At 45.8% G+C, this 24,533-nt stretch carries 23 protein-coding genes; all 23 read right to left on the bottom strand.

The genetic code is table 11. The features are described from left to right. Positions 1–15: 15 nt before the first annotated feature. The 23 genes from AC0KUT_RS08700 to fliI all read right to left on the bottom strand — a co-directional run bounded on the left by AC0KUT_RS08700 (position 16) and on the right by fliI (position 24,464). On the bottom strand, positions 16–762 hold the full coding sequence (locus tag AC0KUT_RS08700) for a flagellar motor protein (RefSeq protein WP_488835159.1): 747 nt from the start codon (positions 760–762) through the stop codon (positions 16–18). Further along, positions 762–1,907 (bottom strand): protein-glutamate methylesterase/protein-glutamine glutaminase, encoded by a 1,146-nt coding sequence (locus AC0KUT_RS08695; RefSeq protein ID WP_488835156.1) that lies wholly within the window; start codon positions 1,905–1,907, stop codon positions 762–764. The genes AC0KUT_RS08700 and AC0KUT_RS08695 overlap by 1 nt, the downstream gene beginning before the upstream one ends. Before the next feature lie 140 nt (positions 1,908–2,047). Beyond that, positions 2,048–4,315: a chemotaxis protein CheA gene (locus AC0KUT_RS08690; protein WP_488835154.1), complete on the bottom strand. Its 2,268-nt coding sequence runs from the start codon at positions 4,313–4,315 to the stop codon at positions 2,048–2,050. A 25-nt stretch (positions 4,316–4,340) separates the two neighbouring features. Beyond that, positions 4,341–5,144, bottom strand: a complete 804-nt coding sequence (locus AC0KUT_RS08685; protein WP_488835152.1) for a protein phosphatase CheZ — start codon at positions 5,142–5,144, stop codon at positions 4,341–4,343. A gap of 31 nt (positions 5,145–5,175) precedes the next feature. Then, complete coding sequence (cheY, locus tag AC0KUT_RS08680; RefSeq protein WP_488835150.1) at positions 5,176–5,559, bottom strand: chemotaxis response regulator CheY; 384 nt, start codon at positions 5,557–5,559, stop codon at positions 5,176–5,178. Between the two features lie 236 nt (positions 5,560–5,795). Then, positions 5,796–6,506: an RNA polymerase sigma factor FliA gene (locus AC0KUT_RS08675; protein WP_488835686.1), complete on the bottom strand. Its 711-nt coding sequence runs from the start codon at positions 6,504–6,506 to the stop codon at positions 5,796–5,798. A 57-nt stretch (positions 6,507–6,563) separates the two neighbouring features. Further along, the gene (locus AC0KUT_RS08670; protein WP_488835148.1) at positions 6,564–7,388 is read right to left on the bottom strand and encodes a MinD/ParA family protein; all 825 of its coding nucleotides are present in this window, start codon (positions 7,386–7,388) and stop codon (positions 6,564–6,566) included. A 146-nt stretch (positions 7,389–7,534) separates the two neighbouring features. Then, the gene (flhF, locus tag AC0KUT_RS08665) at positions 7,535–9,139 is read right to left on the bottom strand and encodes a flagellar biosynthesis GTPase FlhF (RefSeq protein ID WP_488835146.1); all 1,605 of its coding nucleotides are present in this window, start codon (positions 9,137–9,139) and stop codon (positions 7,535–7,537) included. Between the two features lie 59 nt (positions 9,140–9,198). Then, positions 9,199–11,412, bottom strand: a complete 2,214-nt coding sequence (gene flhA, locus AC0KUT_RS08660) for a flagellar biosynthesis protein FlhA (protein ID WP_488835144.1) — start codon at positions 11,410–11,412, stop codon at positions 9,199–9,201. Between the two features lie 209 nt (positions 11,413–11,621). Beyond that, positions 11,622–12,776 (bottom strand): flagellar biosynthesis protein FlhB, encoded by a 1,155-nt coding sequence (gene flhB, locus AC0KUT_RS08655; protein ID WP_488835142.1) that lies wholly within the window; start codon positions 12,774–12,776, stop codon positions 11,622–11,624. Beyond that, positions 12,776–13,561 (bottom strand): flagellar biosynthetic protein FliR, encoded by a 786-nt coding sequence (fliR, locus tag AC0KUT_RS08650; RefSeq protein ID WP_488835140.1) that lies wholly within the window; start codon positions 13,559–13,561, stop codon positions 12,776–12,778. Before fliR ends, flhB begins: the two co-directional genes overlap by 1 nt. Before the next feature lie 50 nt (positions 13,562–13,611). Beyond that, entirely contained in the window at positions 13,612–13,881 is a 270-nt protein-coding gene (fliQ, locus tag AC0KUT_RS08645) for a flagellar biosynthesis protein FliQ (protein ID WP_488835138.1), read from the bottom strand. Positions 13,882–13,910: 29 nt separating this feature from the next. Further along, positions 13,911–14,768 (bottom strand): flagellar type III secretion system pore protein FliP, encoded by an 858-nt coding sequence (fliP, locus tag AC0KUT_RS08640; RefSeq protein ID WP_488835136.1) that lies wholly within the window; start codon positions 14,766–14,768, stop codon positions 13,911–13,913. An 8-nt stretch (positions 14,769–14,776) separates the two neighbouring features. Beyond that, positions 14,777–15,436: a flagellar biosynthetic protein FliO gene (fliO, locus tag AC0KUT_RS08635; protein WP_488835134.1), complete on the bottom strand. Its 660-nt coding sequence runs from the start codon at positions 15,434–15,436 to the stop codon at positions 14,777–14,779. A gap of 138 nt (positions 15,437–15,574) precedes the next feature. Next, a complete protein-coding gene (gene fliN, locus AC0KUT_RS08630) occupies positions 15,575–15,976 on the bottom strand; it encodes a flagellar motor switch protein FliN (protein ID WP_488835132.1) in 402 nt (133 codons plus the stop codon). After that, a complete protein-coding gene (gene fliM / locus AC0KUT_RS08625; protein ID WP_488835130.1) occupies positions 15,966–16,973 on the bottom strand; it encodes a flagellar motor switch protein FliM in 1,008 nt (335 codons plus the stop codon). Before fliM ends, fliN begins: the two co-directional genes overlap by 11 nt. A 12-nt stretch (positions 16,974–16,985) precedes the next feature. Beyond that, on the bottom strand, positions 16,986–17,537 hold the full coding sequence (locus tag AC0KUT_RS08620; protein ID WP_488835128.1) for a flagellar basal body-associated FliL family protein: 552 nt from the start codon (positions 17,535–17,537) through the stop codon (positions 16,986–16,988). 267 nt (positions 17,538–17,804) lie between these two features. Further along, positions 17,805–19,418, bottom strand: coding sequence for a flagellar hook-length control protein FliK (locus AC0KUT_RS08615; RefSeq protein ID WP_488835126.1), 1,614 nt, complete (start codon positions 19,416–19,418; stop codon positions 17,805–17,807). Positions 19,419–19,798: 380 nt separating this feature from the next. Then, positions 19,799–20,149 carry an Hpt domain-containing protein gene (locus AC0KUT_RS08610; protein WP_488835125.1) on the bottom strand — a complete coding sequence of 117 codons (351 nt, stop codon included), beginning with the start codon at positions 20,147–20,149 and terminating at the stop codon, positions 19,799–19,801. Positions 20,150–20,227: 78 nt separating this feature from the next. After that, the gene (locus AC0KUT_RS08605; protein ID WP_488835123.1) at positions 20,228–21,937 is read right to left on the bottom strand and encodes an ATP-binding SpoIIE family protein phosphatase; all 1,710 of its coding nucleotides are present in this window, start codon (positions 21,935–21,937) and stop codon (positions 20,228–20,230) included. Positions 21,938–21,986: 49 nt separating this feature from the next. Beyond that, on the bottom strand, positions 21,987–22,292 hold the full coding sequence (locus tag AC0KUT_RS08600; protein ID WP_488835120.1) for an STAS domain-containing protein: 306 nt from the start codon (positions 22,290–22,292) through the stop codon (positions 21,987–21,989). Between the two features lie 337 nt (positions 22,293–22,629). Then, positions 22,630–23,079 carry a flagellar export protein FliJ gene (gene fliJ, locus AC0KUT_RS08595; RefSeq protein ID WP_488835118.1) on the bottom strand — a complete coding sequence of 150 codons (450 nt, stop codon included), beginning with the start codon at positions 23,077–23,079 and terminating at the stop codon, positions 22,630–22,632. A gap of 26 nt (positions 23,080–23,105) precedes the next feature. Next, positions 23,106–24,464: a flagellar protein export ATPase FliI gene (gene fliI / locus AC0KUT_RS08590; RefSeq protein WP_488835684.1), complete on the bottom strand. Its 1,359-nt coding sequence runs from the start codon at positions 24,462–24,464 to the stop codon at positions 23,106–23,108. Positions 24,465–24,533: the final 69 nt, after the last annotated feature.

The following is a 24,533-nucleotide window of genomic DNA, read 5'->3' as shown; positions in this document are numbered from 1 at the left end:
CAAACCTTATATAAATCAAAGGGGGTGTAAATACCCATTTAACTTCATTGCAATAGAGCGTGGATTCTCGCCATCAGCAATTGAAATAATACCCTCAATGATCAACTCGCGATATTGAGAGTTTTCATTCACACACATCCGCAACTTATTAGAAATAGGAATCAGCAAAAGATTCGCGATAGCCACCCCATAAATAGTCGCGACAAAAGCAACCGCTATACCAGGTCCCAAGAGTGCGGGATCAGCCAAATTATTCATTACATGAATCAAACCCATAACGGCACCCACAATACCTATTGTCGGCGCATAACCACCCATTGATTCATAAAACTTGATAGCGTCGATGTCACGTTGTTCATCTACAATCATGTCAGTTTCTAAAATACGACGAATAACTTCAGGTTCGTTACCATCCACCAACAACTGCAAACCTTTTTTTGCAAAAGCATCTTTCTCTCGCTCAGATACCTCTTCAAGGCCTAGCAACCCATCTTTGCGCGCCGCCGTCGCCCAGCGCACTATGTTAGCAATACCTTGTTTAAAAGGAACATAGGGCGGTTTGAATACCCATACAACAATTCGCAAGGCGCGCTTTAAACTATGCTTGGGGGTTTGTAAAATAGCCGCGCCTAAAGTGCCACCAAGAACAATCAAAGCAGCGGGCCCATTTATCAGGGTTGTGAAGCCACCACCCTCTAAAAAATTTCCGCCAACAATAGCTGCAAACCCCAAAATTACGCCAACGATACTGAGAATATCCACTACACAACCTCTCGCGCCAGACGTGGCCCAATTTCTTTTAGGCTGAGAACCTTATCACTTAATCCTGCGCGTGCTACTGCCATCGGCATGCCATAAATCACACAGCTCGCCTCATCTTGTGACCATAGTGCAGAACCTGCATCTTTCAGTAACCGCGCACCTTTGCAGCCATCAGACCCCATTCCGGTTAAGACCACACCTAAAACTCTATCTGCATAACAATTTGCGGCCGAGCCGAAAGTAATGTCCAATGAAGGTTTGTAGGTAACACGATCATCATCCACAAATACCCGCACTGAGCCACCATTGCGTTTATCGAGCATTAGTTGCTTACCACCAGGAGCCAATAACGCAAGCCCTGGCTCTAACACATCACCATCTACAGCTTCACGCACACGAATTTTGCACAACTTATTTAAACGTTCAGCAAAAGCTTTAGTGAAGTTTTCAGGCATGTGTTGCACCAATACAATTGGTACGGGAAAGTTTGCCGGTAAAGCAGCCAGAACCTCTGCCAAAGCCACAGGCCCGCCAGTGGAAGTACCAATCACTAAAAGCTTAGGCTGCTTTTTTAAATGATATGTATCCAGACCTGAACTTTTTACATGGTCTGGGGTTACACTTTTTGAAATTATAGGCTTTGAAACTGACGCAGCCGCTGGCAAGGAGCGTGGTGCTGGTGTAACTGCGGCTTGCGCACCTACTGCCGGCTTAACATCCGGTGAAGATGGAATGCGCCATTGTGTGCCCGAGCGCGCCAACGTAATTAAACGCTCATGCAAACGCTTTTTTAATGCTGCCGAACTACGTGAAACCTCAGCAAAATCTTTAGGAATAAAATCTAAAGCCCCAGCGGCTAAAGCATCCAGAGTGATTTTAGCCCCTTCGTAAGTAAGCGATGAAAACATTAAAATGGGCACTTTTCCATTAGCCATAATATGTTTAACGGCAGTAACACCATCCATTACTGGCATTTCAAAATCCATCGTAATGATGTCAGGCTTTAATTCAGCGGCTTTCTCAATTGCTTCTCGGCCATTGCTGGCAATGCCCACCACTTTTAAGTCGGGATGTTCGTTAATAATATCTTTCAACCGATGCTGAAAGAAACTCGAATCATCAACTACTAGTACCCTAAGTGGCATCTACATTACTCCGCAGCGTCAACTGCACTAAATATTAATTGATCAGCGCGATGGGGCCACAATACCTTAAACTACAGATTCTCTCACTTAGCCTTAATAGTTGACTACACCATAATCACCAGCGATATTTTCATCTCAGATTAACTGTGGCCCCATGCAGTGGTGCCCTTAGCATAGCGACGCAATAAACTAGGTATATCTAAAATTAGCGCTATAGTGCCGTCGCCTGTAATAGTGGCGCCGGCCATCCCAGGTGTTCCCTGCAACATTTTACCCAAGGGTTTAATGACAACCTCTTCTTGACCGACTAATTGATCCACGACAAAGCCTACACGTCTTGTTCCAACAGTCACTATAACCACATGTGCACTATCAGGGCGCTGCCCGTAACTCGCTTTGACCAACCAATCTTTTAAATAAAATAATGGAATAGCTTGATCGCGAATCGCAACGCAATCTTGCCCGTCAATAATATGACTTTTGGTTAGGTCCATATGAAATATTTCATTGACGCTCACCAAAGGAAAAGCAAAAGTTTGCTTGCCAGACATAAACATTAGGGTTGGCATAATTGCCAACGTCAAAGGCACTTTAATAATGAAGCGAGTGCCCTTCCCTAACGTAGACTTAATATCTACACTGCCATTAAGCTGTGTAATTTTAGTTTTCACCACATCCATACCGACGCCACGCCCCGATACGTCAGATATTTCTTTTTTGGTGGAAAAGCCTGGTGCAAAAATTAAATTGTAGGCCTCTGTATCAGTAAGACGATTAGCGGTGTCCTCATCATATATTCCTTTTTCCACAGCAATAGCGCGCAATCTATTTGCATCCATACCTGCACCATCATCACTAATGGATAAAAGTATGTGGTCACCTTCTTGCTCTGCGGCCAGTATCACTTGCCCAATACGGGGCTTTCCATTTGCTTCTCGCACATCTGGAAACTCTATACCATGATCGACAGAGTTACGCACTAAATGCACTAGCGGATCTGCAAGCGCCTCAACGAGATTTTTATCTAGATCAGTTTCTTCTCCGACTAATTCAAGACTTATTTCTTTTTTCAAACTACGGGCCAAATCGCGCACCACCCGAGGAAAGCGACCAAACACTTTTTTGATCGGCTGCATCCGTGTTTTCATAACAGATGTTTGTAGATCAGCCGTTACCACGTCAAGGTTTGCAACTGCCTTCACTAGTTGCTCATTGGTGGAAGAATTGCCTAAGCGAACTAGGCGATTACGTACCAACACCAACTCGCCAACCATATTCATGATGTCATCGAGCCGCTGAGTATCAACACGAACCGTAGTTTCAACTTGCTGACTGTCTTTATCTGCCGCAGAGGGCGGTTTAATAGGGTCAGGTTTTTTGATTGGTGTAGGTGCGGCAGAGGCTGCCACTTTTGGTTTTACAGCAGGCGGCGTGGATATCGCCGCAGTAACAACAGCCGCTGGAACAGGAGCTGCACCTGGAGTCGGAACGGTTGGACCTTTACCTTTTCCGTGTAATTGATCGAGCAATGCTTCAAATTCATCATCATTAATTAGTTCAGCATTCGCTTTTTCTATCGCGACCGCGGGTATAGGAGCAGGAGCAGAGACTACTGCTGCACCTTCAACACTTGGGCCCTTACCTTTCCCATGTAATTGATCCAGTAAAGCTTCAAATTCATCATCACTGATATCACTTGACTCTGTTGCGGGGACTACTGGTGCAACTACACTCGCAACAACCGCACTCGGTGCCGCAATGCCAGGGCCTTGTCCTTTACCATGCAACTGATCCAAGATAGCATCAAATTCATCATCGCTAATATCATCATTAGAAGATGATGACGGCTTAACATCTGGAGTCTTAGAAGTGGATTGAGCTGGCGACTTGTCTGCAATAGCATCCAAAAGCTGTTCGAACTCGACATCGGTAATATCGCCGTCTTGATGCGTAGCCGGATCTGCTGAAGGAATACGCTCCGACACGCTAACAGACTCTGCTTCAGCCTCATTTAGATCATCACAAGAAACCAATCGTTCAAGAGCCGCGATAAGCGATGGATCAACCGGTGGCAACTCTTCGCGCTGAGAAACCAATTCAAATTGTTGATTGACTAAGTCTAGTGCTTGCAATACAACGTCCATCAACTCCGATGTAACGCTGCGTTTACTATTACGCAGAATATCAAAAAGATTTTCCGTCACATGGCAGCACTGCACCATAGGATTTAAACCGAGAAAACCTGCACCGCCCTTCACGGTATGAAAGCCTCGAAAAATTGCATTGAGTAAATCTTTGTCATCAGGGCGCTGCTCGAGGTCGACCAGCTGCTGCGACAAGCGCTCCAGAATCTCGCTTACCTCAACTAAAAAATCCTGAAGAATATCCTCGTCGTCACCGAAACTCATTCAACTTTCCTCAAGTAACCGGACATTAAAAACCAAGACTTGACAATAAGTCATCGACTTCGTCTTGCCCGGAAACCACATCAACACGCGAAGTGTTAATTTGTGGACCTTCTGCCTCTGTTTTGCGCTTTTGCATTACATCCTTATCATGACTGATGGTTTCTTCATCCATCGTCAAGCCAGTAACTTCTTCCACCTGCCCTGCAATACGCACCAAACTCACCAAGTCTTTTTCTACATCATTTATCAGACCAATAACGCGTTTAAGTACTTGACCGGTGAGATCTTGAAAGCCCTGCTCCAAGACTATATCTTGCAAGTTTTTACTAAGTTGATCTGTACCAGTTACCATTTGCCCAAGGAATTCATCCATTCGCGCATAGAGCTGACGAAACTCATCGCCACTCATTTCACGTCGCTTGAGTCGCGCCCATTCTTCACGAAGACTGCTTGCCTCCTGGCCCAAATTCATTGCAATAGGGGCGGCCTCATCCACGACATCCATGGTTTTTTCAGCCGCTTTCTGTGTAAGCTCTATTACATAATTTAAGCGATTAGAAGCATCATGAATATCCGAATTTTCAATCTTTGGCGGCTCCTTTGATAAATCCGCATCGACATTAAAATTCACTATGGCGTTATGTAAGCCACGTGTAAGGCGCCCAACGGACTGAAAAATATGCCTGTCGCGTGATTGAGTTATGCTTTGAATTAAGACTGAAGCCTCGTCAAACTGATTACTCTGCAATTTTTCTGCGAGCAACTTCGCACACTCTTTAAGCTCAGTAACAAACTCACTATTAATGTCTGTTTGGATTTCAGATACCATTGCGACGCCTTTTTATAATTGACGCGAGGAATTAACCTACACGCTCAAAAATTTTCTCAATTTTTTCCTTGAGTGCCTGTGCAGTAAACGGCTTAACCACATAGCCATTAACGCCTGCTTGGGCTGCCTCAATGATCTGATCGCGCTTGGCCTCTGCCGTCACCATCAGTACCGGCAAACTACGCAATTTGTCGTCGGCGCGAACCGCTTTTAACAGATCGATGCCTGTCATACCCGGCATATTCCAATCTGTCACTAAAAACTGGAAATCTCCATTTTTTAGCATTGGCAACGCCGTGACACCATCATCCGCCTCGTGAGTATTGGAGAAGCCCAAATCACGCAGTAAATTTTTAATAATCCGTCGCATTGTTGAAAAATCATCAACAATCAGGATCTTCATATTCTTATCCAATGCAACCTCCACTACCCCTAACGGGAATTTCAATTAATCTTAGTCTAGTCGGAGTTAAGGCTTAGGCCAGTAACAAAGGCTTATATCCTTAACTTTTATAACAAAACCTAGCCAATATTTTCACAATGATCATAAATTCATCTGTATCCGCACACAGGCTGTACATTTTTTGATGAATCTGCAGAAATTTCTATCACCCGATTGAACAGCCAAATTGCCGACACATGTTTTTTGTTTTACCAACCAGAAAGCTTTTGCCGCAAGCGTGCCGCCGCTTGGCTATGTATTTGACTTACACGGGACTCGCTAACACCTAGCACCAAACCTATCTCTTTAAGATTCAATTCCTGATCATAATAGAGCGCCAGTACCATCCTCTCTCGTTCAGGAAGATTTCCAATTGCTTTAACAAGTGCTTTTTTAAGCCCGTCGCGCTCTAACCCCTCTATAGGGGTGACAAATGAACTGCCATGTTCCGAGGCATCTATGTTGCTATCGTCATCGCCAAAAGTTTCTTCATAGCTAAACAAGCGGCTGCCATTAGAGTCCTGCAGCATAGTAAAATATTCATTAAGTTCAACACCAAGTTCAGCGGCAATTTCAACATCGCTGGCGTCTCGACCTAAACGCGCCTCTACTTTCGCCACAGCCTGAGCTATACGACGCGCATTGCGATGCACAGAGCGCGGCACCCAATCGCCGCGCCGCATTTCATCTACGATTGCACCGCGAATACGAATCCCAGCATAGGTTTCAAAACTTGCACCGCGCGCCGAATCGTATTTTTGAGTAGCTTCTATAAGCCCAATCATGCCGGCCTGAATAAGATCATCGACCTGTACGCTCGCGGGCATACGCAGCATCATATGATAAGCAATACGCTTCACCAAAGGAGCGTAATCTTCAATATTGAGTTGTTGTTCGGCAAGTTGCTTTTTATCGTACATGGCTAAACCATTGACTGCGGCCATTTCTGAGCACCTGTTCTGACACACCGAAAAGTCTTAGCGCGCATTCGCTGCTTGCAGTAAACGCTCGACAAAAAATTCTAGGCGCCCTGTCGGTGAATTAGGCAATGGCCATCTGTCGACGGCCTGAGCCAAAGCGCGAATTGCCACAGCAGCTTTTGAGCTGGGCGCAAATTCCAATAATGCTTTTTGCTTTTGAACCGCTTTGCGCACATTTTCATCAAAGGGTACTTGACCCACAAACTGCAAGGTCACATCTAAAAAACGTTCACATACGTGATTGAGTTTATTAAACATGTTGATACCTTCTTGAGCTGTACGCGTCATATTCGCGACGACCCTGAAGCGGAATAAACCGTATTCTTTATTTAATAACTTAATTAATGCATAGGCATCCGTTATTGATGATGGCTCATCGCACACGACAATGATGACCTCATTAGCCGCACGCACAAAACTGACCACAGTGTCGGAAATACCAGCGGCTGTATCTATGACAAGAACATCAACTTGGTCGGACAGATCATTGAAGGCATTAATTAAGCCCGCATGCTCAGCAGAACTTAATTCCGCCATGCGTTGAACACCGGAAGAAGCAGGGACAATTTTTACACCACCAGGACCAGTTACGAGCACCTCACTTAAGCTGTGGGTACCCGCTAAAACATCAGCCAGCGTATGTGTGGCCTTGATACCCAGCAGTACATCAACATTGGCCAAGCCCAAATCCGCATCTAAAAGCACCACCCTGCGGCGCATTTCAGCCAAGGCAATACTGAGATTTACGGAGATATTGCTTTTGCCTACTCCGCCCTTCCCGCCAGATACGGCGATGACTTGAACTGGTCGCGTTTGACTCATCTAACTTTAACTCCAAGCTCGCTTACTACTCTAAGAGGTTCAACTTTAGTGTGAACTGAGTATAGATATAGATTTGCAGTCCGGCTGACTAATTTCATATTACGAATCCAGCAAGCCTGCTTATAACCTATAGCCTTATATTCGTCTTAACATGCGGCAGCGGCGGGGTTGGCCTTTAACAACCCAACTGCTTTAGCCACCAGCTGATGTGCACGCGCCACATCTAGGTTTTTAGGTATGTCCTGCCCGTCAGTGGTGTAGGTAATAGCCAAGCGACTTTGCATGACCACGCCCAAAGCTTCACCCATACTGGCCGTCTCATCTAATTTAGTCAGAATGCAACCCTGAAGCCGCGCACTACCATAAGCATGAATAGACGCTTTTAGCATTTGTTCTTGGCTGTTACAGGACATGACCAAGAAGGTTTTTACCTGCTGCTGTGTGGCCAATGCATCCAACTGCGCCTTAAGATGCGGATCGCCTTGGCGAAAGCCCGCTGTATCAATTAATACCAATGAACAGTGACGTAGACTACGCAGCACCGTTTCCAGCGTATTGTTCTCATCTACAACTCGTACAGGCACCCGCAATATGCGCGCGAGTGAGCGCAATTGATCATGGGCCGCAATACGATAGGTATCCGTAGTGATAAGCGCCACCTTATCTGCGCCATGTTCAAGTACGTAACGTGCAGCTAGCTTGCCAATAGTCGTTGTTTTCCCAACGCCAGTTGGCCCTACAAACGCAAAGATACCGCCCTGATTCACAACATCGCGGCCATTGATCGGTAATTGATGTGCAAGATTGGCCAAGGCATCAGGCCAAGCCTCACTAAGACTTGATGTTTTTTTACAGCTTAATATTACTTTCGCTATAGCCTCTTTTGGCAAACCAAGACGCACAAGACGGCGACTTACACTGGCCAAAATAGGAGAGTTTGGATAATTCGTTGGCTGGCCCGTTAGCCGATCCAACTGCTGCTCAAGTAAATAGCGCATATCGGCAATTTCCGCCTGCAGCTCACTTAACTGGGCAGACTGATCCGTGGATGGCATTAAGTCTTTTAGCAGTAGATCTTTAAACGAAGGCTCAGATTTTTTTGGAGCCAATAGGACATCATCATCAACAAGAGGATATTTTTCAGCTGCACTCATTGCCTTTTTCGATCCGACACTTTTCACACTTTCTTGCCTATTCACTTTTTGATCGGCAAGGGATGTATTGCGCTGAAGCTGCGGAGTTTCATTAGCTAGACTGTTTTGCTCTATTCCCTGCGCCCGACGCGGAATAGCTGCGTTGACGCGGTTATCACGCCCCACCAAATACTCTTGTGCAGACGCTTTAGCTGTATCTTCAGCCTTGCGTTTTGCGAGCATACGCTGACGCGCCAGTTCAATATCTTCAGCTAACTGAACACCACTTTTACCGGCATTCGGATGATCCAGCTTCGGGCTGAGAATAGCAGCGCCGCCTTTCGTCATTTGGTAATCGCGCGCTTGTTGATTATCGCGTGCTTGAGTTTTTCCGAACGCGCTATCGCTCAACAGCGGCGCAGCACTATGTCCTTCAAGCTGACCAAATGGCTGCTGTTGTAATTGCTGAAGTTCACTATCCGTGCCCATAGTTGTGAGCAACTCCACGCCTTCTGGAATACGATTACTGGAGAGAATAATGGCATCAGGCCCGAGCGATTGGCGAACCAGTTCGAGGGCTCGACGCATATCAGCAGCGACAAAACGTTTAACCTGCATATCAATCTCCTAGAGTAAAAACTCACAATTACTAACCAGCGCAGCACGATGATGGATGGTTATTTATCAGCACCGACAGTCGCATCAATACTGATTTGTTTGTTATCGGGTATCTCGTTGTAAGCCAAGACCCACATATCGGGAACACTATGGCGGACGAAGCGCGCCATCATTACACGTAGCGGTGCAGCAACTAATAACACTAAGGGTTTACCTGATGCCTCTTGCTTTTGTGCGGTCCTGATTAAGGATTGTTGCAAGCGATCAGCCAACCCCGGCTCAATGAAGGCGCTGTCATCAGCGCCAGATTTTTGTGCCTGCTGAACACTACCCAGCAATAACTGTTCCAAACTTGGCTCAAGGGTGATAACAGAGAGCTCAGACTCTCTACCTATAATGTTTTGCACCATTTGCCTCGCCAAGGCGACCCGCGCTAAGGCGGTTAAAGCGGCGGGATCTTGACTCTTTGCAGTATTTCCCGCCAAGGCCTCGGCGATGGAGCGAATATCTCGAATAGCCACGCGTTCCCGCAATAGGTTCTGCAGAACCTTTAACAACACATTCAAATTAAGCGTATTTGGCACCAACTCTTCAGCGAGCTTGGGAGAACTTTTAGCCAATAGATCCAACAGCTGCTGCACGTCTTCGTGACCAAGCAACTCAAAAGTATGCTGTTGCAATATTTGATTGAGATGGGTTGCCACTACGGTACTAGGATCAACAACCGTGTAGCCGAGAGTTTGGGCCTGTTCTTTTTGGTTGGCGCTAATCCAAATCGCATCCAAACCAAAAGCAGGGTCTTTGGTCTTGAGACCTTCGAGCGTGCCGAATACTTGGCCGGGATTAATTGCTAAATCTCGATCAGGATAAACATCAGCTTCAGCCATAGTCACACCCATGAGACTGATGCGATAACCAGTCGGCATCAAATCCAAATTGTCGCGAATGTGTACCGAAGGTATAAGAAATCCCATTTCTTGCGAAAGCTTTTTACGGACGCCCTTAATGCGCCCCAGCAACTCCCCCCCTTGATGTCGATCAACCATCGGAATTAAGCGGTAGCCAACCTCCAAACCAATCACATCCACTGGTTGTACATCGTCCCACCCCAGCTCGGGCGACTCAGGCGCACCTGCTGGTAGCGCAGGCGCTGTACGTTGCGGTGCAAGACTCGCCTGACCGACAGGGGCGCTAGTCTCATTTGATGTTCGCCCTGCCGAGGGCGTATAACCACCCTCCTCCACAAGAGCTGGCTGCTGTTTTTTCCAATGAATGTAGTAGGCCAAGGCGGCGCAAATGATGCCCAAACCAAGAAAAGCTACATGGGGCATACCAGGCACAGACCCCATAATGACCAACATTATCGCCGCCACACCAAGCGCTTTTGGGGACGTAAATAACTGGCTGACAACTTGTGCGCCCATATCTTCAGAGGTATTAACACGTGTTACCAATATCGCTGAAGCTACTGATAATAAAAGCGAAGGAATCTGCGCAACCAAACCATCACCAATGGTGAGCAGCGTGTACTTTTGAAAAGCATCCGCAGCCGTCAGATCATGCTGCATCATGCCTATACCCAAACCGCCAAACACATTGATAAACATAATCATGATGCCGGCTACAGCATCGCCGCGAACGAACTTGCTGGCACCGTCCATCGCCCCATAAAAATCTGCTTCCGAAGACACTTCTTGGCGACGAGTACGCGCCTGATCTTGGTCGATTAAACCGGCATTCAAGTCTGCATCAATCGCCATTTGTTTGCCCGGCATGGCATCCAAGGTAAAGCGCGCGCTCACCTCAGAAATACGCCCAGCACCCTTGGTAACCACGACAAAGTTAATGATCATCAAAATGATAAACACCACTATGCCCACCGCAAAATTGCCGCCGATCACTACATTACCAAAAGCCTCAATTACCTTACCGGCAGCATCGCCACCTTCATGGCCCTCAAGTAAAACCACACGGGTTGATGCCACATTCAAGCCAAGACGCAAGAGAGTTGCGATCAACAAAATAGTGGGGAACGCGGCAAAATCGAGAGGGCGCATGGCATAGACGCTCACCAAGAGCACAACCAATGAAAGCGCAATATTGAAGGTAAAGAAAGCATCCAGTAACAACGCTGGAATCGGCAATATAATCATTGCCAACAGCATCATAAGTAAAAGGGGAATGCCGATATTGCCACGCCCTAAACCACGCAGGGAATTAAAGGCTGACTTGCCATCAAAACTATTGAGCTGACTAAAAGTAGGTAAGGCCATAGGGTACGGTTTCTTGACGGTTAATTGCTCTTTTAAGAGCTATCGCAAGAAGCGTACCTACTATCAAATAGTTTTTATCAAATAGTTTTTATCAAATAGTTTTACTATTGTTTCGAAAATGTGGAATGCGGGGGTATATGAGTGCTTATGTAATCTGACAACCACTAAAAGACCTAAGAACAACCTCACCCCAATAATCCACTTCGAATTTATTCAGGTTTTCCCGAAGTATTAAAGCGCATATCTGAAGGGACTTTTACATTGCGTGGATACTTGGGGCGCTCACCGCGCCCTTTGCGATAAAGTCGAAGTTGAAATACATAAGCTAGCACCTGTGCTATGGCTAAATAAAGACCCGCCGGAATTTCATCGTCAATATCCGTAGTATAAAAAATCGCCCGCGCCAACACGGGTGACTCAATAATTTCAATGTTGTGTGCCTTGGCAATTTCACGGATTTTCAGGGCTGTGTGATCGCCCCCTTTTGCCAGCATGACGGGTGTTGCCATAGTTTCGGGATCGTAGCGTAGCGCAACGGAGAAGTGCGTGGGATTGGTAATAATAACATCCGCCTCGGGAACATTTGACATCATGCGCCGCTGCGCAATTTCCCGTTGTAACTGACGAATTCGCCCTTTAACTTCCGGCTTGCCGTCAGTGTCTTTGGATTCGTCCTTCTGATCCTGACGCGACATTTTCAATTTCTTATTGTATTCATAGAGCTGAATCGGCACATCTATAGCGGCAATCACAATCGTCGTGGCGGCCAGCGCTATAGTAGCCAGCAACGAAATATCTAACGAATGCACTATAGAGCTGTGAATTGACTCATCCACCAACCGAAACATGTCCTGCGCAAAATACTTTAACAGCCACACAGTGGCCAATAAAATCACTAGCACCTTACCAATAGACTTAAACAACTCAATTAGTGATTTCACCGAAAACATGCGCTTTAGTCCAGCCATCGGGTCCATACGGCTCAACTTCGGCTCAACGGCCTTGCCACTAAAGTTCCAGCCGCCCAAGGCAATAGGGCCAACAATAGAAGCAATGATCAACAGCGTCATAAGCGGTGCCATGCTCATAAGACCATCGTAAATCCCCCGAGCAAGCAAGCTAATCATGGTACTGGGATCATAAATCGCTTCGCGCGTTAAAATAAAACTAACGCGGGTAATACCTATAATTTTTTCGCCCATAAAACCGGCAAATGCATAAAGACCTATAGCAGCAAGCAATAACACAGCCGTAGTAGTAAGGTCGCGCGATCGGGGCACCTGCCCTTCTTCGCGCGCCTTCTCAATCTTTCGGGAACTGGCCTCTTCCGTCTTTTCCTGGCTGCTATCCTCTTCTTCTGCCACTAAGGAACCTCCGCCAGAATACGCAAAGTCCCCATACCCTCATCTATAATCAAGAAAAATACTGGGAGGAAATTTGCCAAGGAAAACCACATGAGAATAAAACCAAATATGAGTGTAATCGGGAAACCCACGGTAAAAACATTGAGCTGAGGCGCAGACCTACTCATAACGCCAAATGACATATTCACAATTAAAAGCGACGTAAATAACGGCAGGGCTATTACCAAGCCGGCATTGAACATCCAAGACCCCATCTCCACTATTGCAAAAAACTGCACAGGCCCCATGCCGCCAGCAGCAATAGGAAAGCTGGTAAAACTATTGATGATAAGCTGCAACATCACCAAATGGCCGTTAATACTCAAAAACAATAGCGTTGAAAGCAACAAATAAAATTGTGACAAAATAGTTACGCTCACACCGCTTGATGGATCATTCATCGATGCAAAGCCCAAACCTATTTTTAACGCAACAAATTGCCCCGCCAACACAAACACATGCAATACAATTTGCATTGCAAAGCCTAAGGCGAAACCTATCAGAACTTCCTGTATAACAATTATAAAACCCTGTATTGATACAAACGAAATAATCGGAGCAGCAGGTAGTACAGGCACCAGTATGATGGTCGTAAAAAGAGTCAGTATAATTCTAATTCGCGCAGGCACTGTGCGCGCACCAATTATGGGTACAGCCGAATAAAAGGCGCCAATACGCAAGAGCGGCCAAATATATTGACCGATAAATTGCATTAGTTGCTCTTCCGAAATAATCAGCTCTTGCATAGCAATATCATTTGACCAAAAAACAGAGGGTAAGAATACGCGTTTTCACATCACCCAATTAAACTCGGCACACTGGAATAAAGCCGATTAAATAAATCCATAAATTTAGTCAGCAGCCAAGGGCCTGTCATCATCAGGGTTGCAATAGTGACTATGAGACGAGGTAAAAAGCTCAAGGTCTGTTCGTTAATTTGCGTCGCCGCTTGAAACATACTCACCACCAGCCCCACAATCAGTCCTGGCCCCACAATCACCAACAGCATCATAATAATGAGCATAAAAGCGTCAGCGAAAATATCCATTACCACTTCAGGTGTCATAACCTTCTCCGCGAAGTTAACACTGCCCGTTAAATGCCGTAACTAGCGGCCAATGTGCCCACGATCATTGCCCAACCATCCACCAAGACAAACAACATAATCTTAAAAGGCAAAGAGATAATGAGGGGTGAAAGCATCATCATCCCCATCGCCATAAGCACACTAGACACTACAATATCAATTACCAAAAAGGGGATAAAAATAATAAACCCAATCTGAAAGGCTGTTTTTAATTCACTGATAATGAATGCGGGCACCAGAATATTAAACGGCGTGTCCTCTGGTGTTGCGATTGGCGGGTGCTTTGCAATACCCACAAACAAGGAAATATCGGATTCTCGCGTTTGCGCCAACATAAAAGTGTGAAATGGCGCTGCTGTTTTTGCAAGCGCATCCTGTGCTGAAATTTGCTGATTAATATAAGGTTGGAGCGCGTCTTGATTTACCTTATCTAACACTGGCTGCATAATAAATAAGGTTAAAAAGAGCGCCAATCCAATTAAAATTTGATTTGACGGCGACTGCTGCAGGCCTAGCGCCTGCCGCAAGATAGAAAAGACAATAATAATGCGAGTAAAAGACGTCATCATCATCAAGAGTGCAGGCAAAAATGTCAGCGCCGTCATGATAGCGAGAATCTGCAGAGTTACCGTGTACTCTTGCGAACCATCTTTATTCGTCTGTACCGTAAGCGCCGGTAGGCCAGGAATAGCAGGCAATGAACCTAACCCCAAATTACCTGTTTGCGCCAAGGGCAACTTGTTTACTGACTGGGGATCAGCCACAGGAGGTGTAGTTGTCTGTGCATTCACAATGCAGGTTAGGAACAAGAGTGAAAGCAGAATACAGCGAGTCACCACACTAATTAAAGAAAAGGAAACCTTCATGTCACATCCTAGGTCGCGGCATTAGAGTCATTCGCCGTTTTATCAGCAGCGGATGGTTTTTGTCGCATAAGTTCCATCAATTTCTGACTAAAATCTGAATTTTTATGCCCACCTAGTTCGCTGCGTTGCATAGCAGATACGGGCGTTTGAAAATGATGTAAATTAGTAATACTGGTTGCAGTTACACCCAATAAAATTGACTCGCCTGCCGCATCAATCAATAACAGCCGCTCACGCGTCCCAAGGGGTAAACTGGCAATAATTTTTAAATGTTGATTGCCAGAAAAGGCACCCTGGCTAAAACGTTTCACCAACCAAGACAATGAAAATATCAGCGCAACTATGGCAGCTAAACCAAGTGTTACATTCATTAGGTGACGTCCACTCCCAATTGAGGGAGTGCTTTTTGGCGCGAAGGTTCTAGATGTTGCAGCGAGTGACGATGTATTGGTAGTGGGAGGACTGACTTCCGCTTGACTATTTAACTCACGAGAAGGTGAAGTAACCGCTAAAACAGTGTCTACCGACTCCGATGCAGGAAAATCGTTGCTTTGCGCAGCTTGTGCCACGGAGACGCTAGTCACCAGACCATAAAGAACGAACAACAGCAGCGCACGGAACGGCAGCTTTAAATACAAAAAATTAGTTGATATTTTCAAACTATTCACACACATAAAAGCGCTCCAACGCCGACCCACAATTTATACGCCTATATATATTATTATTTCGTATCAAAATTTATGTGCATACTTTTTTATCGATTAGGTTGCTTTTAAACCCCATAGTAAGCAGATATTGCTGCGCATTTAGCGCAGCTTTTTAATACGCTCTGCAGGGCTAATTACATCGGTCATGCGGATGCCAAATTTTTCGTTAACTACCACCACTTCGCCGTGGGCTATCAGAGTTCCATTTACCAGAACATCAAGCGGTTCGCCCGCAAGGCGATCCAACTCAATAACTGATCCCTGATTCAATTGTAATAAGTTGCGAATAGTAATGGAGGTACGTCCCACTTCCATGGAGATAGAAACCGGAATATCCAAAATAACATCTAGATCGGGATTGCCGTTGTTCGCCGTTACTTCACTTTTTAATTCATCAAAAGTCACAGCACTTTCAGCTTCTTCCTCAACGTCACCCTGCTCTGCCATAGCGGCAGCCCAATCATCCGCCATTGAATCCTGATCAACATCATCATCTGCCATTTTTATCACCCTTTGTTCCAGTTATATTGTAGGCATTGCTACGATCAATAAATTCGCGGACTTTTAATGCCAAATTGCCATTATGCTGTCCTACTTGGGTTCTAAACATAGGGACACCATTTGCGGTCAACACATGATAATCTGGAAACTCAATTGGAATTATATCGCCAGCTTTTAATTCAACGATATCGCGCAAGGTAATATCACGCCGCACTATATCGCACTCTAAATCCACCTTTGCCGACAGCACATCTTCACGCAGCGCCTTAACCCAACGATCATCGTGCTCATCACTATCGCTTTGTAATCCAGCATCCAACACCTCACGTATTGGCTCCACCATAGAATAAGGCACGGTTATGTGCATTTCGCCACCGCCGCCATCCAACTCTATATGGAAGGTGCTCACCACCACTACTTCACTAGGGCTTACAATATTAGCCAGTGATGGATTTACTTCAGAGTGAACATATTCAAAATTAATGGGGAATACTGCTTTCCATGCTTCGGTAAGATCTATAAAAACTTGATTCAATACCATCTGCACTACACGCAATTCCGTAGGTGTAAACTCACGCCCTTCAATTTTTGCGTGACGACCATCACCACCAAAAAAATTATCAACTAATTTAAATACTAGGCGCGCGTCTAAAATAATCAACGCCGTACCGCGCAAAGGGCGAAATTTCACCATATTTAAACTGGTTGGAACATAGAGCGTGTGAACATATTCGCCAAATTTTTGTATTTGAATACCACCGACTGATACATCCGCGGTACGGCGTAGTAAATTAAACATACTGATGCGTGTATAACGCGCAAAGCGTTCATTAATCATTTCCAGCGTGGGCATACGCCCACGTACGATTCGATCCTGACTGGTAAGGTCATAGCTTCTGACGGAGCCGGGTTCCGCGTCCGCATCGGTGTCTATATCACCGTCGTCAACGCCATGCAGGAGCGCATCAATTTCGTCTTGGGACAGTAAATCTTGCACAGCGAGTGTCCTTTATTGCATGACAAAGTTGGTAAACAAGACCTGCTCTATTTTACCTTTAGGTAAAGCTTCACTAGCCTCTGGTTTTTTTGCCAATATATCTAACTCTTTACTCACAATCGATTGCACTATTTCCAATGCCTCAACACGCATAGCATCCTTACCTTCTTGCGATTGCAAATCATCAAAATCTTTGTTGCTCAACATCATCACCAAGCCATTGCGAATAGCAGGCATATGCAACTTAATGAACGGTTCTAATGCAGGATCGCGATAAAGTAATGTGATTGCGGCCTGTAAAAATCGCTGCCGCCCATCAACACTAAAATTAATCATAAAATTTGGCGCCAACTCTAAATAAATTGCAGGCGCTGCCTTTACTTCAGCAACTGCCTCTGCTGGATGATCACCTGCTGGGCTTGCTGGTGCCAATATTTTTAGAGCGGCTACAGTGCCGCCTATAGATATGGCAACGAGCGCGACGCCAATTCCAACCATCATGATTAATTTTTTCTTGCCGCCTGAACCGGCCGCTGCTTCTGCCTTTGGGGGACTTGCCGCCATGTCAAAACTCCGTCACTTTTAATCGCCAATAGGAATGGAGCAATACCTATGCCAGTATCACCAAATGAAGCTTAGCAGCGGATTCTAGGTTTGCGAGGGAATTACCAGAGAAAACAAGGGATTAGAAAGAAACAAAAAAGCAGAGGAAACACTCAAAACGACGAAGATATGAGTGACAACCACAAGCCCACACGAAGAGGGCTCTGGCTACCTAATGATAAATATGAACTATGCTGATATATCACATGAAAGTAGGAACCAACTGATTTAGGCGTAATGATCGACTAAGCGCAAACTCAACGGCTGCACATTAACATCGCCCTCTAGATGATCATCCTCATCGAGAGCTCCATTTCTCTGACCTTTAGCATCCTGACGCGACTCCTGCTCCTGCCGAGCAAACGATTTATCGGACACATCAACATTTACTTGATTCATACCTTGCTCGGCAAACATATCGCGCAGGCGATTAAGTTGTGCATCCAAGGCATCTCGAACCTGCGCATGCGGGCTAGTAAAGTTTACATTGACCTGATCTTGATGCACTGTCACCTTGACCTGCATAGGGCCCAATTCGGGAGGATCTAAACGAATTTCAGCAGAGCTTATATTTTGAGCCGCCATCCACAACACCTTGTCACTTACCGCCTGCCCCCATTGTGGCTGAGCAATATTGGTTGCTATAGCAGCTTGGGCTACGAACGATCGAGCGCTAGGCGCCAATGCGCTTGTCATTTCTGTAAATGCAGCAAGCCCCGCCACCCTAGGTGATGAATTATCCTGAAGCGAGTCACTCGCCAACAACTTGCCACCCTCTAGAGTTTGGCGCTCGAGCAGGGTGTTGAATGCAGCCTTAGTACTTACCATTGATTTGGGATTAGGCAAACTTGTGTCCAATTCAACGTCGCCATCGCCTACAAGAGCATCATCACCTAGACCGTCTAGGCCATCAGATTCCAGATTTAAGGTAGCAGATGCCGCCAAACCCAGATTAGACGCCCCGCCCTTTGCAAATCTTTCATCCACACCTGCAAATGGAACATTTGTTTTTTGCTCGCCTTGCAACACGGACGCTATAAAGCTCTGCGCAGTTGCCGACGAAAGATCACTGACCCCCATAGAATCAATCGATACTGTGTCTGCTGTATCATCCACAGCCTCACTATTACTCAATGATATTTGCGCAGAGGCCAAAACCCCCACTGAGGACCCTATCTCGTCATGTTCACCTTCACCTAACAAATCCTTGGCATCAAGACTGTTAGTATCCGTAAATACACTCAGGCCTATAGAGGGATAAATGGAATCGTTTTGCACAATAACCTCAGACTCGGATGAGATATCAAGCTCAGTATTCAGTGAGAGATAAGAAAAACTGCTGTCGCCCTCTTTTATCATATCCTCTCTGCGCAACTCAGCCCCAAGAGTACTGACAACTGCTGAGCCGTCATCTTGTTCATTACTAAGGTCCTGCTCGCTCGCTGTCTCTGTCTCTGTCTCTTGCTCTGCAGTGCGCGAATCCGGTTTTGTTTGCGATACCTGCTGAGTAACCGCCTCCCGATCCTGTGCTACAGGCTCAGGCTTTACATGTTTTCTACCTGGAGTGGCTGCTTCTGTAGGCTGGCTACGCTGTGCTTTTGTCTGCATGCTTTGCCGTTCATCAGCCTTAGCATCATTTACGGCCAGCTGAGCCCGCGAAGAATCAATTCTCGCCTTAGACGCAGCAGCGGTTTTTGCGGCAACATTTAACCGCTGCTGCTCCATAGCTGTTTGAAACTGTAAGGAGTTATCAATATTCGATTTAGGTGTACTCACTTTATTAGCCGGTACTTGAGGTGCGGTGACGCCGAGTAAGGAATTTACCAAATTGGCATTCTGCATGAATTCAACTCCTGTTCCGACATACGGCAAAGGTTTGCCGTTCGGACAATCAATAGAAAGGTTCAGGATGTTATTTGCAAATGAAATGCCAAGAGGGTGTAAATTAAGTAGTAAGCTAAATTCACGAGGGAATACAAAAGAAACGAGTGCGATACAACTAAGACCTCGGCCACTGATCTTGCCTAGATATTAATCATATTCTTAAGGTAAATTAGCGTGGTTTGGCAAAGATACAATGTACAAAAACGACGTTATTTTAATAAAAGTATTTCAAGTAGACGTCGCGCCTGCGGGGGGAATTTAATACCACTAGAACAAGCTGGCTAACAACTAATAATTTACCAAAACTAAAAGGCAAGCCCGTGGGCCGATAGTATTATTCAGTCTACCAAGACCAGTAGCAGGCTACGTACATGAGTGAATTCCTGTTGAATTAAGCCCACATGCACATTTAACCCCTGCAAATTTCCAGCAAGCGCTTTAGCTTCAAGCTCAGCACAAAGCTTGGTAAGCAGCACAGCACCTATATTGCTACAACTTCCTTTAAAACTATGGGCGCCACGTCGAATCGCATCACTATCATTACTGTCTATGATGGCATTCAGCTTTTCTATTCGCTCTTGAGAGTCAGCGACGAATGTATCAATCAAAAGAGAAAAGTCATCCTCCATGACATCTTTTAAAGTATTTATTGCGTCGTAATCCAAATGATCCATTAGATTCATTCTCATAAGTACATGTTGTGTACACATATAATTTTGGCGGCATTTTCACTTACAACTGTATCAACAACTGAAGAAACACTTACACTAATCGTCATTAACCCAAGAGAATTCAACTTCTGCAATATTTCCGCAGCCATGGTATTTAACGGAGCTGCACAACTTTTCAACCAAGGCTATTCCTCGCCCGCTATACCCATAGCTCGTAAGGCCGCCCGCCGTATCACGAGTATAATCAAAACCGTCACCACTATCTTCAATGCGTACTTTTAATGTACCTCCATCAACATGCGCCATATGGGTAATATAGATCCGTACAAAACCCTCTGTGACTTCATTGATTCGCTGCTCGCGTTGCAGATAATACTCGGAGAAGCCTGCTGGCGTGCTCTTTAGCACCGAGTCTAACTTAAGCACACCATGATCTAGGGCATTGGTATAAAGCTCAGCCAAAATAGTGTAGAGCGTGCTGCTAAAACCGCGCAAGCTCGGCACTTCCATCAACACATTGAGCAAGGTAGAGAGCGGGTCAAATATTTTAAAACTAGTAGGCTTTACCTCAAAACTCATTTCCCACTCTATTTTCGCATCACCATATAACCGCACAGCATCCTTACAAAAACTATTCACATCTTCAGGCTCTACCATGCGGATTTCTAGGAGCGATAAGTCATCATCTTTTTCTCCCGTACCGATAAACTGCTGTACACCGTCAATTACTTCATCAAATAGAGTTTCTGGATTTTTATTTTTATCAAATACATCTTTTAAACGTTCTTCACCAAACATATCACCATTAGTGTTACGGGCCTCATGAATACCATCTGACCAAAGATACAATCGATCCTGAAGTTCTAAATCAAAATATTCACAATCATCTTTAAATGCGCGACTTGAAAGCACCCCCAAAGGTAAATGGGTAGATTTTATGGGTGTCGTCCGCGCATCCTTATGGTGATATAAAAAACAATCCGGCAAGCCCCCATTCCAAATCTTTAAACGTTTCTTGCGGAAGTTAATATCAAAAATAGTGGCGCAACAGAAAATACCAACCGGTAGAATATTTTTAAGCTTTGAGTTTATTTCCCGTAAAACATCCGTCATGGAGAAACCTTTCGGTACCATGCCATAAAAGGTTGATGCCAACGGCATAGCACCTATGGCTGCGGGTAATCCATGCCCAGTAAAATCACCTAATAACACCATCATACTGCCCGATGGCCGCATGGCGGCAACCATCACATCACCATTAAAAACGGCGAGTGATGAGAGGAAATAACGGACATTATTCGCATTTAAACAGCCGCTGTGCGCCACATTATCAAACACATGTTTAGCAACAGTTTGCTCTTGCAATAGATGATTATTGTATTGAACGATTTGATCGCGCTGCGCCAGCATAGTGCTGTGCATTTCACGCATACGATTAAAGGATTTTATCTTGGCTTGCAAAATAACCCGATTATAGGGCTTGGATAAAAAGTCATCGCCACCCGCATCAAGACATTTCACCAACGATTCAGTATCTGATAGCGAGGTCAAGAAAATTATGGGAATGAGGTGATCACCCGCAAGAGCTTTGATTTGGCGTGCTGCGCCAAATCCATCAAGCTCAGGCATTAGCGCATCAAGTAGAACAATATCAGGCTTTTCCGCAGCGAAAGCAGCTACCGCTTCAACACCATTGCGCGCCACAATGACGTTGTGGCCTTCCTTACGCACTATGGTTTCCAATATCAGTCGATCAGTATCGGTATCATCGGCCACGAGCACTTTTAACTGACGACTATCATTCATATCTTCGCTTCCATACAGTCTGCCGAGCAACTAACCAACACACTATCGATTACTGGATATCGAACAACTGTTCAAAATTGGAAATTAAAAGGATTTTTTTTACATCAGGCGTGCAATTAACAATTTGAATATTAGATTTTTCACCCCCAGCATAATCGCGCAATAGCAACAGCATGCCGAGCGCCGAGCTATCTAAATATGACGTACCCTGTAAATCCACTTTGAAAACAGAAGGTGCAATCGTCAGCTTTTCATAGGCACCGCGAAATTCTTGGTGAGAGCTAAAGTCGAAGCGACCTTGGATATATATAGTGACTTGATTGCCGTCAGGAGAAACTGTTGACGTGATCGCCATGTCTTACCTCATCAAAATTACTTCTGAAAATTCCCAGAGTTACACTACTCCTTACTAAAGCGCATTCATCTTTCACGCAGCTAGCAAGAGCAGCCATTATTCTCATTAAGGGCCCAGAACAAATAAGGCCACCTAAGTAAACCTGCAGTATAGCGCGAGTGCAGCGCACCGACGCAGTTTACCGCATTTACAAAGACATTCTAAGGATAGCTGATAATAATTAAAAAGGACTATAGCTGTCGTCATATGGCATTGAAGTTTACTCAAAAAAGAGCAATGAACCGCCATAAACGCAATCCTCCCCCCAGAGATGTAAACAACTTCTTAGCAATTCCGTTTATTCCTGCTGATTGCGTAGTAATTGCTGCGCACTTAATTCATCCAACTCTTTCTGTAGGCGCCTGTCGATTTGCACCGTTTCGTCACGTTCCAAGCGAGCAATTAAGTCCTCTAGATTTTTACGCTTGTGATGTTTCTCTCGCCACTCTTGTTGCGCCATCCCCAGCTGTCGCTGTAAGCGCTCAATTTTGGTGCTTTGGTCGCGGCAGGCTTCGCCTAAGCGACCAATAAAATTAGTGTAGTTAATGAGTTCATCAACGCGCACCCCTGCTCGCACCGCACCTTGCGCCTGTAAATATTGCTCTTGGTACTCTTCTAACGCTTGCAGTTGTGCAGACTCAACGGACAGCTGCTCATTAAGCCCCCCTAGCCGCTGCGCCACCTCATCTTCATGACGCTTGGCCACCAAAAGTACAATTTTCATTCGTTGCGCACGCGATTCCGCCATGGCTTAACCTCTACGTTTCGGTGCGATTAGGTCTTGTTACGATGTTGCGCAGCCAAAGGGCTATTGCCCTTGGTATTGGCGGGTGGTTTCAGTAATACCCGAAGATTAGCGAGCGACTCAGGCATGTGTACTGCTTGTTTAATCCCCTGCTGAATAAAATTGCGCAAATGGGGAAATCGCTCAATCGCTATATCCGTTTCAGGGTCGGCCCCGCGGGTATATGCCCCTATGGCAATCAAGTCGCGATTTTGTTGATAGCGCGCTAGCATCTGTTTAAAGCGCTGCATTAATTTCAGCTGTTCGTCGTCTACGATATTCTGCATAGCACGGCTGATGGACGCCTCTACATCTATTGCGGGGTAAACCCCCTCTTCAGCCAGCTTGCGCGACAGCACCACATGACCATCCAGAATTGCACGAGCAGAATCGGCTATGGGATCCTGGAGGTCATCCCCCTCCGTCAGCACAGTATAAAATGCCGTGATGGAGCCCTCGCCCTCTGCTGCATTACCCGCTCGCTCAACCAATTGTGGAATCTTGGCAAAGACCGAGGGCGGGTACCCTTTAGTCGCCGGCGGTTCGCCAATTGCCAGGGCGATCTCCCTTTGAGCTTGTGCAAAACGCGTTAATGAATCCATGAGCAATAAAACATTCTTACCCTGATCGCGATAATACTCGGCAATTCGACTTGCCAACTGTGAAGCGCGCAAGCGCATCAAAGGCGCATCATCGGCGGGCGACGCCACCACTACCGCGCGCCGCAGACCCTCTTCACCTAAAATATGATCGATAAATTCTTTTACTTCCCGACCTCGTTCACCAATAAGCCCTACGACTACGATATCGGCCGTGGTGAATTTGGTCATCATGCCCATGAGCACACTCTTACCAACACCACTCCCCGCAAATAGACCTAAACGCTGTCCACGGCCGACGGTAATTAGGGCATTAATAGCGCGCACCCCCACATCAAGGGGTTCGTGAATGGGGTGGCGCTGCAAGGGATTTATTTCACTGGGATTAAAATCGAGGAACTCGTCACCAAGCAGCGGCCCCTTTCCATCAAGCGGTTGGCCTATACCATTGACGACACGCCCTAATAGTTGTGGACCAATACGCATGCCCATTTGACTAGCAACAGGCACAACCCGCGCGCCGGGCTTTAAACCTTCTACACGTTTAATGGGCATTAAGAAAACCTTGTCGCCCGCAAAGCCCACAACTTCGGCCTCAATACGTCGATTATCGCTATTAATAACTTCGCATTGGCTCCCTACGGATACTTTCAAACCAACAGCCTCAAGCGTCAGGCCGACGGAACGGGTTATGCGCCCTTCCGCCTGCGGCTCAACCTGAGCTTGAGTACGAGGAAGATAACTGCGCATGCGTGCACTTAGAGAGTTGTACTCTGACATAGAGTGAATCCGGCAGATGGGCGACCGCACAATCGTCGC

This window comes from Cellvibrio sp. 25HG11W-0, from assembly GCF_057815475.1.
Note: the sequence above shows the minus strand (reverse complement) of the source record. Positions and strands in the feature narration are given on the sequence as shown.

Coding starts and splice junctions, on each gene's coding strand:
- AC0KUT_RS08695 (WP_488835156.1), bottom strand. CDS start 1,907: ATGCCACTTAGGGTACTAGTAGTTGATGATTCGAGTTTCTTTCAGCAT.
- AC0KUT_RS08690 (WP_488835154.1), bottom strand. CDS start 4,315: ATGAGTTTCGGTGACGACGAGGATATTCTTCAGGATTTTTTAGTTGAG.
- AC0KUT_RS08685 (WP_488835152.1), bottom strand. CDS start 5,144: ATGGTATCTGAAATCCAAACAGACATTAATAGTGAGTTTGTTACTGAG.
- AC0KUT_RS08675 (WP_488835686.1), bottom strand. CDS start 6,506: ATGTACGATAAAAAGCAACTTGCCGAACAACAACTCAATATTGAAGAT.
- AC0KUT_RS08670 (WP_488835148.1), bottom strand. CDS start 7,388: ATGAGTCAAACGCGACCAGTTCAAGTCATCGCCGTATCTGGCGGGAAG.
- flhF (WP_488835146.1), bottom strand. CDS start 9,139: ATGCAGGTTAAACGTTTTGTCGCTGCTGATATGCGTCGAGCCCTCGAA.
- flhA (WP_488835144.1), bottom strand. CDS start 11,412: ATGGCCTTACCTACTTTTAGTCAGCTCAATAGTTTTGATGGCAAGTCA.
- fliR (WP_488835140.1), bottom strand. CDS start 13,561: ATGCAAGAGCTGATTATTTCGGAAGAGCAACTAATGCAATTTATCGGT.
- fliQ (WP_488835138.1), bottom strand. CDS start 13,881: ATGACACCTGAAGTGGTAATGGATATTTTCGCTGACGCTTTTATGCTC.
- fliP (WP_488835136.1), bottom strand. CDS start 14,768: ATGAAGGTTTCCTTTTCTTTAATTAGTGTGGTGACTCGCTGTATTCTG.
- fliN (WP_488835132.1), bottom strand. CDS start 15,976: ATGGCAGATGATGATGTTGATCAGGATTCAATGGCGGATGATTGGGCT.
- AC0KUT_RS08620 (WP_488835128.1), bottom strand. CDS start 17,537: ATGGCGGCAAGTCCCCCAAAGGCAGAAGCAGCGGCCGGTTCAGGCGGC.
- AC0KUT_RS08615 (WP_488835126.1), bottom strand. CDS start 19,418: ATGCAGAATGCCAATTTGGTAAATTCCTTACTCGGCGTCACCGCACCT.
- AC0KUT_RS08610 (WP_488835125.1), bottom strand. CDS start 20,149: ATGAGAATGAATCTAATGGATCATTTGGATTACGACGCAATAAATACT.
- AC0KUT_RS08605 (WP_488835123.1), bottom strand. CDS start 21,937: ATGAATGATAGTCGTCAGTTAAAAGTGCTCGTGGCCGATGATACCGAT.
- AC0KUT_RS08600 (WP_488835120.1), bottom strand. CDS start 22,292: ATGGCGATCACGTCAACAGTTTCTCCTGACGGCAATCAAGTCACTATA.
- fliJ (WP_488835118.1), bottom strand. CDS start 23,079: ATGGCGGAATCGCGTGCGCAACGAATGAAAATTGTACTTTTGGTGGCC.
- fliI (WP_488835684.1), bottom strand. CDS start 24,464: ATGCGCAGTTATCTTCCTCGTACTCAAGCTCAGGTTGAGCCGCAGGCG.